This is a genomic window from Parafrankia elaeagni (assembly GCF_000374165.1).
In the GTDB taxonomy this organism is placed as follows: domain Bacteria; phylum Actinomycetota; class Actinomycetes; order Frankiales; family Frankiaceae; genus Parafrankia; species Parafrankia elaeagni.
In genome coordinates, this window is record NZ_KB893739.1 from 231,129 (window position 1) to 241,362 (window position 10,234).

The 10,234-nt window shown below is 67.7% G+C and carries 11 protein-coding genes and 1 pseudogene; 1 reads left to right on the plus strand and 11 read right to left on the minus strand.

Annotated features, from left to right (window positions below):
- Positions 1-46: 46 nt before the first annotated feature.
- The 10 genes from ssb to B207_RS39970 all read right to left on the minus strand — a co-directional run bounded on the left by ssb (position 47) and on the right by B207_RS39970 (position 7,202).
- Positions 47-523 carry a single-stranded DNA-binding protein gene (gene ssb, locus B207_RS0121310; protein WP_018638623.1) on the minus strand — a complete coding sequence of 159 codons (477 nt, stop codon included), beginning with the start codon at positions 521-523 and terminating at the stop codon, positions 47-49.
- 18 nt (positions 524-541) lie between these two features.
- On the minus strand, positions 542-805 hold the full coding sequence (locus tag B207_RS0121315; RefSeq protein ID WP_018638624.1) for a hypothetical protein: 264 nt from the start codon (positions 803-805) through the stop codon (positions 542-544).
- A gap of 21 nt (positions 806-826) precedes the next feature.
- Positions 827-1,066 (minus strand): hypothetical protein, encoded by a 240-nt coding sequence (locus tag B207_RS0121320; protein ID WP_018638625.1) that lies wholly within the window; start codon positions 1,064-1,066, stop codon positions 827-829.
- A 141-nt stretch (positions 1,067-1,207) separates the two neighbouring features.
- On the minus strand, positions 1,208-3,049 hold the full coding sequence (locus B207_RS0121325; protein WP_018638627.1) for a hypothetical protein: 1,842 nt from the start codon (positions 3,047-3,049) through the stop codon (positions 1,208-1,210).
- A gap of 465 nt (positions 3,050-3,514) precedes the next feature.
- The gene (locus tag B207_RS40740; protein ID WP_018638628.1) at positions 3,515-4,309 is read right to left on the minus strand and encodes a hypothetical protein; all 795 of its coding nucleotides are present in this window, start codon (positions 4,307-4,309) and stop codon (positions 3,515-3,517) included.
- Between the two features lie 17 nt (positions 4,310-4,326).
- Entirely contained in the window at positions 4,327-4,569 is a 243-nt protein-coding gene (locus B207_RS0121335) for a DUF6284 family protein (protein ID WP_018638629.1), read from the minus strand.
- Positions 4,569-4,982 carry a hypothetical protein gene (locus B207_RS0121340; protein WP_018638630.1) on the minus strand — a complete coding sequence of 138 codons (414 nt, stop codon included), beginning with the start codon at positions 4,980-4,982 and terminating at the stop codon, positions 4,569-4,571. Before B207_RS0121340 ends, B207_RS0121335 begins: the two co-directional genes overlap by 1 nt.
- A gap of 296 nt (positions 4,983-5,278) precedes the next feature.
- Positions 5,279-6,493, minus strand: a complete 1,215-nt coding sequence (locus B207_RS0121350; protein WP_026311293.1) for a helix-turn-helix domain-containing protein — start codon at positions 6,491-6,493, stop codon at positions 5,279-5,281.
- Positions 6,490-6,807 (minus strand): putative quinol monooxygenase, encoded by a 318-nt coding sequence (locus B207_RS0121355; RefSeq protein ID WP_018638634.1) that lies wholly within the window; start codon positions 6,805-6,807, stop codon positions 6,490-6,492. The genes B207_RS0121350 and B207_RS0121355 overlap by 4 nt, the downstream gene beginning before the upstream one ends.
- 92 nt (positions 6,808-6,899) lie before the next feature.
- Positions 6,900-7,202, minus strand: coding sequence for a hypothetical protein (locus tag B207_RS39970; protein ID WP_154675514.1), 303 nt, complete (start codon positions 7,200-7,202; stop codon positions 6,900-6,902).
- Between the two features lie 1,401 nt (positions 7,203-8,603).
- Between B207_RS39970 and B207_RS39975 the strand changes: the two genes are divergently transcribed.
- Positions 8,604-9,194 (plus strand): hypothetical protein, encoded by a 591-nt coding sequence (locus tag B207_RS39975; protein ID WP_154675515.1) that lies wholly within the window; start codon positions 8,604-8,606, stop codon positions 9,192-9,194.
- Positions 9,195-9,771: 577 nt separating this feature from the next.
- Here the strand turns inward: B207_RS39975 and B207_RS42945 are convergent.
- Positions 9,772-9,989: pseudogene (locus B207_RS42945) on the minus strand (Fic family protein); the annotation flags it as partial.
- Between the last annotated feature and the right edge of the window lie 245 nt (positions 9,990-10,234).

Sequence of the window (10,234 nt, forward strand, 5' to 3'; positions counted from 1 at the left end):
TCCGGCCAGGCCTGCCCCCTGCTCTGCCGCCGTGGGCGGGGCGGGTCTAGAACGGCGGTTCCTCGCTGTAGCCCTGCTCCGTCCGGTCACCGGCGCCCCCGCCAATGCGGGCCGGGGTGGCGGTGGACCAGGCGTCATCGGCCTGTCGGGCGGCGCCACGGGCGGTGCGGGTGACGGTGGCGGTCGTGAACAGCAGCGACGGGCCGACCTCGTCGACGTCCAGGCCGAACATCGACCGGTGCTCTCCGGCGTCGGTGGTCCAGTGGTGCTGACGCAGGCGGCCGGTGACGATGACCCGGATGCCCTTGGCCAGCGAGTCGGCGGCGTGCTCGGCGGCGGCCCGCCAGGCGGTGCAGGTCAGGAACATCGGGTCGCCGTCGGCCCACTGGTTGGTGGTCTTGTCGAAGCGGCGCGGAGTGGACGCGACGGTGAACCGGCACATCGCCACCCCGGCCGGGGTGAACTTCAGCTCCGGGTCCGCGGTGAGGTTCCCGACGACGGTCAGCGGGGTCTCGTTAGCCACGGGTAGGGCTCCTTCCGGTCAGGCGGACGCGCGCAGGCGCAGCACGATTGCGGTCAGGACGACAGCCGCGGCCAGGGCGGCGACGGCGGCGAGGGTGTAGAGGCTGGTCGTCGCGGCGTGGCCGACCGCTCCGGGGACGCGAGCGGCGAGGGCGAGCAGGGCCAGCGCGGCGGCGGGCCGACGGATGGCCCGGACCACGCGGCCCATCGCGTCGAGGGCGATCCGTGCGGGCCGGACGAGCAGGAGCAGCGCGAGGGCGGCGAGGGTGAGCAGGACGGTCATGGCGGGTCCCCTGGGGTGGTGTCAGGGCAGGAGCCGGCGGAGCGTGTTGTAGGCGCGGCGGCCGGCGCGTAGGCGCAAACCGGTGTGGTCGCAGTGCCGGCACGGGCGAGTGCGGCGGGTGAAGCGGCTCTCGGTGCGGGCGGTGCCGTGGCAGTGCGGGCAGGCACCGAACGGCCGGACCCAGCACAGCAGGATGTAACAGAAAGTGACGACAATGAGGAGTAGGGAGAGGGCGGCTAGCAGCGCGGCAATGGGGGTCACAAACCGCTCCTTTGGGAGTTTTCGGGCGCGGTTGGCCGTGGGCTGCTATCTGCTAAAGCCCTGGCCAGGGTGAGTGTGGGGTGCTAGGGGATCTGCTAGCGCTAGCAGGGGTGTCCGCTAGCGCTAGCAGTCCTCCGGCGGCTAGTCGGCCCGCCGCTTTCGGTCACGCTCGGCGACTACGGCGAGGATCGCCGCGTGGGAGATCCCGCGTCGGGTGACGGCCTTACCGGCGATGCGGCGGCCGACGTCGACGGGGGTGATGGCGTGTGGCTTGAGTGCGGCGGTGAGCTGTGCGGACTCCCATCCGCCGTAGACGTCGGGGCGTAGGTCTGCCAGGCGGGCGCACAGGGTCTCGTTCCACGTCTTGTCCTCACCGGCTGGCCAGACCGCGGCGACGTCGGCGACCACATCGGCGGCCGGGGCGGTGGTGCGGGTCTGCTCCGCCGGGGTCGGCAGGGTGCCCGCTCCGGCGCGCAGCTCGACAGCGCGGGCGATGATCCGGTCTGCCTGGTCGCCGTCGACGTAGTAGGAGCGGTTCGCCTGCGGCTTCCCGAAGCCGGCGAGGATGCCCCACCCGGCCTGAACCACAGGTTCGAAGACGGTCGCCCGGTAGCCGTTCTTGTAGGCCGAGGTTCCGAGGATCATGTCGTTCGCGGTCTGGTCGGCCACCGACAGGCAGTAGCGGCTGTTGACGTTGCGGGTGATCCCGGTCGGCAGGCTGTCCTTGTCCGGGATCTGCGTGCCGAGCATGAGGATCACACCCAGGGCGCGGCCGAGCTTGATGCACTTCTCCGCGTACTCGGCGGCGTCCTTGCCCCACTGCGACCGGAACAGCTCCTGTGCTTCGTCGATCCACACCACCAGCGGATGCAGCCCGGACCCTTTCAGCGACGCCAGTTCCGGTGTCACCTTGTTCTCCGGAGCCTTGCCCGCGGCGGCGTAGAACGCGATCCGTTCCGACCGGCGGCGGCACTCGTCGTACAGCCACTTCAGCATCGCCGCGCAGGCTTCCAACGTGTCGTCATCGAACCCGTTGCCGTACTCCGTCATCACCGGCGCCGCCGGCGCGAAGTCACCCACTCCCTTCAGCTCGTAGCCCCGGATCTCCACCCGCGGGTCCAGCGCGGCGGCGAGCACGAGCAGCCGCAACGCGAACGTCTTGCCGGACCCGGGCTGTCCGCCGAACAGCCAGTTCCGCGACATCAGCGATACGACGACCGTGGTCATCCGCGGGGTGGTCGCGAACGCGAACGGCTGGAACACGTCCACCTGCCCGGCACGGGCCAACGGCCAGGCGGGTTGACGCATCGCGGACGCGGGCTGGTAGCCCACCCACAGCGCCAACCGTCCCGTGTGACCGGGCGCGGGGTCGGGCCACACCTGGTCCAACGGCAGCCGCAGACCGGACGCCAACCGGCCGCGCCGGGCGATGACCTCCCCTGCTTCGACCCCGTAGGGCAGGTCGACGATGGCCAGGTGGCCGGGACCGTCGCGGTGGATCTCCACCGGGAACGAGATGGCGCCGGGGTTCTTCGCCACCGCGGAGTTGATCCCCGCGATCCCCAGCGACGTCAGCGCGCGGCGCACGAGTTCGGCGGTCAGCTTGCGGTAGGTCTCACCGGTGGCGACGCGGTCGGTGATCGGCCGGTCCGCCGGACGTCCCAGCCGGGCGCAGGCCACGACCACGGCCAGGAACACCAGCCAGCGCACCGGCGCCGGGGTCGGCCCGAACCACACCATCGCGGCGACGACCAGCGCGGCGAGGGCCCCGCCGATCAGGACCGGCCACCGTGTCGAGGTCTGCCGCTGACGCTGACGGTCCAGCTTCAGCCACGTCTCCGGGTCGTTGCGGCGGGCGGCGTCCTGGCGCAGACCCCAGTTGCCCTCTTCGGCGGTGGCCCAGCGCAGCAGCCGGGCGATGGTGCGCAGGAACCCGATGGGCGCCCACACGGCGACCTTCGCCGCGTACTTCGGCGTCCGCACCGCATGGAACCGGGCGACGTAGCCGGCGTTGCCCGCGGCGTGCCGGGCGGTCGCGGTGATGTCGGCGCGGGAGTGCGCCCACGCGGGCAGGATCGGCGCCCGACGCTGCCCACCGACCGGCCGGGGGTTGTCGTGGTCGGGTGGGTCGACCGGCGGCCCGACCTGCTCCGGGCGGGCGGTCAGCGACTCGGCATCCTCGTCCGCTTCACTGTCGCCGTCGGTGACCTCGTCGGTGTCGGGCTGGTCGGTGTCGGTGCGGCGGGTCCGGGCCTTGTCGAGGTCGACGACCTCCGCTGCACCGGGCGTGAGGTCGAAGCCGGTGAGGTCGGGGGTCCAGCCATCCGGGTCCGGCGGCGGGAACGGGTCGGTGGTGGTCAGATGGTCCTGCCTCCTTGCGGGGAGGGCCGGGGCGCGGCGGGTGACTTTGGCGAGACGGTCGCCGCGCCCCGGGCAGAGCTGGTCGGGTCAGACGGCGGTGAGTACCGGCGTCGGGGCGGTCAGGGTTTCGGTGGTGCGGGGCCGGAGCAGTCCTTGCGTGGTGAGCAGCCGGCGGGCGCGGTCCGGGCCACAGCCGAGCGCGGCGGCGGCACGGCGCACCGGAACGGTGCCGTCCGGATCACGCGGCACATCGGTGAGGGCGGCGATCAAATCGGCGTCGGTGCGCCGGGCGGTACGGGGCTTGCTCGCCGTGCCAGTACGGCGCCGGGCAGAAGTACCGGTACGGCGTACCGAAACCTCCTTGGTCCGCGGACCGGGAATGGCGGCCGGGGCGGTGGCCGGAGTTGAAAGAGCAGGGCCGGTCGCAGGGGTGAAGGCGGGTGCCGGCACGTCGATCGGCGGCACGGTGGTGGTGAGGGTGGCGAACTGGTGGCGGTAGCGGGGCGCGGCTTCGGCGAGCAGGATCAGCACGACCGGCGGCACCGAATGCGCGACGATCGCCCCGGCGTCGAGGCTTGCGGCGGCGTCCCAGACGTTGAGGGTCCAGGTCGCCAGGCCGCAGAACCAGCGCAGGCCGGTGCCCCACCGGGTGGGGTGCAGGCCATGGCGGGCAAGAACGCTGTCGGCGGTGATCCCCGCGAACAGCGCAAGGTCGACGATCGGCGCCAACAGCCACGCCTGCGGATCGTCGGTGTGATGCCCGATGGCAACGCTGTGCACGTTGGCCAGCGAGTACGCCCCGACCAGCAGAGCGACCAGCCACAGCGCACCGTCGAGGGCACGGCCGACACGGCGGAGCTGGTCGGGGTTGATGGTGGCCATGGGATGTCACCTCCTGCTCAGGCGGTGCGCCGAACGCGGGGTCGGCGAGGGCGGGCGGACAGTGGGCGGGCGGTGCGGGCTTGCGCGTGGGCGTGGGCCAGGCGCCGCCAGGCGAGGTCGGAGACCTGCCCAGCGGCATCGGTATCGAGGATGGTGATCTCGGCGTCGAGGACGGCGAGGTCGGCAGCGATCAGCGGCCACTCCCGCTCGATTGCCGCCAGCTCCCGGGCCGATGGCTCCCGCTCGACAGGGTCGGCCATCACCAGCCCCCGGTGCCGTCGGAGAACGTCTGCCGGGCGGCGGTGATGACCTCCGGGTCATGCAGGATGATCCGGAACGAGATCTTGACCCCGTCGCGGACCACGAACCCGCCGACCCACACCCCGCCGTTGAGGCTCGGCGACGGGTCGGAGACGGTCACCGGGACGTCGAAGGAGAAGGTGGCGCCGGACAGCGACGCCAGCGCCTGTCGATCGTTCCCGTGGAACAGGAAACCGACCTCGGGCCGGTCCGCCGCGTGGCTCTCCGACGCACTGACTGACACCCGGACGTCCGGGTCGGTCGTGCACATCTGGTCGACCAAGTCAGCGGTCAGGCGCAGCGCGGACGGAAACGGGCCCGCCGGCGCCGGGGTGGTCAGCTTCGGCGCGGCGATGACCGCGAGGGCGGTCACTTCCCACCCCGCCCGATCAGCTCACGGGCGATCCGCTCCATCTCGCGGATCGTCGCGTCCGTCAGGGTGTCCGCCGACGGCGGCGACATCAGGGCATGCTTCATAGCGGTCTGACCTCCTAGACAGGTCGGGCCAGGACCCCGGCCGGTGGTGGAGTCACCGCGTCGGGGTCCGCTCGTTCCGGGGCGGTGGAGTCGTCCCAGAAACGGCGAAGGCGGCGCCGGTGGCGCCGCCAACCCGCACTCAAAGTATGAGTCGTACTCTGAGTGTTGTCTAGTACTTTCTGTGCGGGTCGCCTAGGCGACTACCCCGCACCGGTCCGCCAAGCCGCGGAGGTCCTGGTCAGAGCGCCATCCGGGATCCTGGAGCAGGTCTCGGACCAGGACGCGGACTTTTGGGTGGTCTCGGATCTGCTCGGGCGCGATGCGCTCAGCCTCCAGAAGCGCGGCGATCGCATCCCCGCGGTCACGGCGCTGGGCGTGCGCACGGGCCACGTCCACCAGGAAGCGCGAACGCCGTTCAGCCGACAGCCCGGCCGTGTCCACACGACCGGCACGGTCAAGCGCGTCGCCAGCGTCGCCCAGCTCCACCGCGACCGCGACCGCATGCAGCGCGACGTTCGCCGGACCGAACTCAAGGTTGAAGTCGTTCCGACCCGTACCCACGACACCGGCGAGCGTTTCAGCCTCCCCGATCGCCTGCCAGGCCCCGCCCCGGTCACCGGAGCGGGCACAGATGATCGACCGGACCAGACACAGCGCACCCAACGCGGACTGCCCCTCGACTCCCAGCCCCGGCGGGCCGGAGCGAAGCGCGTCAGCGGCCACCGTGGCCGCGTGCCGAGCTTGCTGGTAACGACCAGCGCTCAGGAACGTGTGCGCAAGGCGGTGGTGGCCGGCGGCCACCAGGCCCCGGTTCCCGGCGCGTTCCGCCGCGAACAGCGCCCGGTCCGCGGCCAGCCACGCGACCTCGATGTCACCGACCTTGACGAACAGCTCCGTGACCGCCTGGTACACACCGGCCAGAACCCGAGCGACCGCCGGACGCTGATCCGGCGGAGCGGAGCGAACCGCGGACTCCAGCTCACCGATGAGCGGCACGAGCGCCGGACCCGCATCGGTGTAACGGGACGCATGGACCAACGACCAGGCGTCGTCCGCCCGCTCCTGGGCATCCCGCGCGGACGGCACATCTGTCGTCGCCTCCGAGAACAGCAACGGCAACGCCGGATGACCCGTCAGCGCGAGACGAAGCAAGGTTCGCCACGACTCGGCATCAGCCTCGACAGGCTCCGTCGGCGCGTCGGGCGCGAGATCCGACACCGGAATGTCGAGTACCTCGGCAACCTGAGCGAGCACCGACAGGCGGTCAACCTTGCGAGTGTTCCGCTCAACCTGCGAAACCCAACTCTCCGACCGACCGATCAGCCGACCAAGTTCGACTTGGGACAATCCGCGCCGCTTGCGGTAGAAAGCGACCCTTTCACCGAGCGTGGGAAGCGGATCCGTCATGGCGCACCGGCCGGCATGCCCTTGCCATCGGCCACCGTCACGAACTCAACCCGCGGCGGCCCGGAAAGGAACTCCTCACGGGCCGCGAGGAAGGCCCGAACGTGGTCCTGGCGCTCGTGCTCGTCGAACGCCGCCCGGTCCCGATACACCTCGTAGAAGATCCTGGCGCCAGGATCGCCGTCCACGGTGTGCGTCAGATACAGCAAGGTCCCTGGCTCGGATGACACGATGAGCGGCAACGTCCGGGCCACCAGCCGATCGAAACCCTCGGCGCCACCAGGCCGCAGACTGAACCGGACCACCAAGCCGAACATAGATCCTCTTCCTGTGGGTGGACGTCACGAGTCCAACGATCCTCCCACAGGTCGCATTCCCGCAACCACCCCGTACTTTTAGTGCGACTCGACTACGTAGGGTCGGCCGATTCGCGCGGCACGACCGCACCCGGCAGATGGGCCACCAGGACTCGGTAGCGCGTGATGCCGCGAAGTTCCATCCACGCGGCGAGCGCCGATGGTCCCGCAAACGGCGCCACAACCTCGATGGGCTCGCCGTCGCCGTTGAGGACCAGGCCACCGACAAGGGGCGGATACCGGTCGGGTTGCTCTGATGCGGCGGGCATCCCGGCGGAGGATGGCTCGCGACCGCGGCCCCACCGCAGCGGCAACAGTGCGCGGCGAGGAACGGGAGGAATTTCAGAATTGCTCATGATTCGCACACGTTCGGGCTGGTCGTCGAATCTCCGCCCTTCTGGTGCAATTCGGGCGGAAGGCGGAACCGAAAGAGATTCGCTCCGTCAGCGCGATCCGGCGCCTCGACTTCGACCAGCCGAGCGCTACCCCGAACGTACAGAGCCAGCGCGTTCGTGAGCTGCTCAGCAGTCACTCCGGTGTCCGCGTAGACCTCTACTGCCCCATCGATCTGCCCGGCCCAGACACGGAAGCCCTCCCGAGGTCGGTAACGCGGCTCCCGCAGCCCGGCAGCAACATCATCCATCGGTCGATCCCCTCTCAAGTCGCTCAGGGGTTCGCCGTGCTCTGCCCGCACTCATGCACCGGCCAGCCTTGTTGTACCGCGACCCCACCGTCACAGTAGCTCCAGTCGCACATATTTGACCATCTAGCACTAATTGTGCGGCTCACCTCGGGATGCCCGCACCGGGTCTCGCGTTCAAGTTCGACGCACACGGGCTGAGTAGCCAGCGTGGAGATCAATCTCCACGCTGCCGAGCTCCCTCCTCCCGAGGGCAGGTCGAGGCCCCATGACCGCGGGCCGGGCGGCTCGTCGGCCGCGTCGCCGCCTGATCGTGACTGCTGGGGTGGACATCACCGCCGCAGCGTAGGACGCTCGTAATACGCTTGGACGATGCGCGCGACAGACGATCACTTCGACGGCATCCCCTATGCCGATCTTGTTTTCGTCGAAGTCGACTGGGAGCATCGCGCCGAGTACATAAGAACTCGATCTGCGCGAAAGGGTCCAAATGAGTTTAATGTAGAGCCCGAATGGGCGACGGAAGCACTCAGTGATCCACGAAGGATGGTGGGGCCAAACGAAAGTAGCAAGAAAGGTGAAAGTGTGCTCGTAATTGGTAGATCGCCATCTGCGCCGCCCCGCCCAGGGGACAGCGTAGGTCGAATTCTGACAGTCATACTAGTCCCCAAAGAAGAGCCAGTAGCAGGACACTGGTGGGGGGCGAACGCCTGGTCTGCTAACAGGAGCCATCGAGCCGCATACGAGGAGGACTAGTGACTAGGGACATTAAAGCTTTTCTGGCGGAAGAGGCCGAGTCTTCCGAGCAAGAGAGAGAAAAGGCCCCTAAGAACCTACAGCGGGCAAATAGGCAGCCCGAAAGCCCCTCTCAGGTATACAGCGTGCGAGTTCCTGTGGATCGTATCGAAATGCTCAGAGTCGTCGCGGCGCGCCTCGGAAAAGCGCCGAGTGCTCTAATTCGAGAATGGATAATCGAGAATCTCGACAGAGAGGAATTTGAGTCTAAAGCCACCGAGTCTACGGTGAGATTCATTCCTTCGGTTGACTATTCTCTAGATATTAGAAGGCAGATCAAAGCCGCCGTTCGCGATTCTACTAGTGTTCGACGGGCGATGCTATGAGTACAGATTCAACCGAGCGGATCATTAAAGCAATTCTAAGCGTTCTACCTGAAACCGATCATCAACTCGAGTTCATAACCGATATCTTTGCCGATGGAACCTCTTTCAACTTTCCACTCCCCCTTGGCATGCTAGTTCACGGATCTAGAATACGAGGAAATCTCATCCCGACCATCGAGTGGGCAAAAGGTCTCGATGGCACTATAATGGATGTGGTGGGTGCTGCCACTTTTGTAGTGAACGGTGAAGAATTGGGTGGATCGGCCGACCTAAGAAGAGTTTTCCAGGAAGCGTTCGCGGGACTTTTCGAGAGAATTGTTACCGAGTCCAAAGAAACAAGAAAGTCCGTGGGAGAGGCGCTGGAAAGTCTAGATGAGAGCGTCAAAAATCGGCGAGGAGGTGTGGATCTCGACAAGATTCCATCCGATCTCGTTGACGACTACTTGGACTACCATTCGTCACGAGAAACTCTTGCCCTTGCAAATGCGGAGCTATGGAACAACGAATCCGGTTGGACGCTAATCGGATTTATGCGAGTGCAGACTAGAAGTATATCTGCATGGTGGATAGAAGGTCGGCCAAGATGAGAGCCGTGGTACTAAGCGCCGAACTCGCTACCCCTGGCGCACCATACGTATCATTCCGGTCAACGTCTGGCATCTGACTTCGCTGGTCGGGAACAGATCTGCCTGCGGACATGAGGTGTCCGCAGGCCCGAGCCGGCGCGAATCTGAAGCTGGCAGCCAGCGCAACAGCCAAACCCGCGAACAGCATCGGACGTCCACGGATACCGGCGGACAAGCTACCGATGATCTCCAAGTCCGAGGGGTGGAAGACAGGCCGCGTGGGCTGCATGGTCTCAGTTCTGGTCTCGTTCAGGGCGGTTCAGCCGCGTTCGGGACCACGCGGTGGCATTATCCTGGCTGCGTCGCGAACCGTCATGAAGGCCGCCGTACGTGCCACCGTGGCACTCCTAAGCGGTAGGTCGTAGGTTCGATTCCTACCGGGGGCACCGATCCGCGTATTGCGCGGACAGATCTTCCCCGCCATGCCAGCAGCTTTGGACGCGCCTTCGAGGGCGAAGACGGCGACAGCCGAGGAAGCTTCAAACGCTGACGCGGCCGTGACCACCGATCGGGCCTCGGCGGGCCCGAGGGTTGCTTGTCAGCTGGTGTACGGGTTCCTCAAGGTCATGGGCGTGCGTGCGACGTCGAGCACCAGCAGTGGGAAGCGGGGCCGGCCGTGTAGTAGCGGGCGCGGGTTCGGCCGACCGGTTCCAGGACCTGTGCCGTGGTGAGATCACGAAGGTCGCGCTGCGCCTGCTGCAGGCTCAGGCCCTCGGCGTGCTCGTAGCGTGAGCGGCGGACGCGCCCAGCCACGGCCCAATACCAGGAACTTTAGGTTCGGGTCAGTACTGTGACGACCGAGGGCGGTGGTCCTGTGAGGTGTCTGTCGATCGGCTTCTTGGTGGGGAACGGGGTGCGGTTGGCCCGGCGGACGACGCGGGGGTTGGAGCGGTGACGTTCCGGTAGGACGTGTTCGGCGATCTCAGCGGTCACCGCGGCCAGGACACGGGCCATCCGTCGGAGGGGGGAAAAGCGCCCGGCGTACTACCTGGCGCCGGACG

Bases quoted from the DNA above. Each gene is read 5' to 3' on its own strand.
- B207_RS0121315 (WP_018638624.1), bottom strand. From the start codon at position 805: ATGACCGTCCTGCTCACCCTCGCCGCCCTCGCGCTGCTCCTGCTCGTC.
- B207_RS40740 (WP_018638628.1), bottom strand. From the start codon at position 4,309: ATGGCCACCATCAACCCCGACCAGCTCCGCCGTGTCGGCCGTGCCCTC.
- B207_RS0121335 (WP_018638629.1), bottom strand. From the start codon at position 4,569: ATGGCCGACCCTGTCGAGCGGGAGCCATCGGCCCGGGAGCTGGCGGCA.
- B207_RS0121350 (WP_026311293.1), bottom strand. From the start codon at position 6,493: ATGACGGATCCGCTTCCCACGCTCGGTGAAAGGGTCGCTTTCTACCGC.
- B207_RS0121355 (WP_018638634.1), bottom strand. From the start codon at position 6,807: ATGTTCGGCTTGGTGGTCCGGTTCAGTCTGCGGCCTGGTGGCGCCGAG.
- B207_RS39970 (WP_154675514.1), bottom strand. From the start codon at position 7,202: ATGAGCAATTCTGAAATTCCTCCCGTTCCTCGCCGCGCACTGTTGCCG.
- B207_RS39975 (WP_154675515.1), top strand. From the start codon at position 8,604: ATGAGTACAGATTCAACCGAGCGGATCATTAAAGCAATTCTAAGCGTT.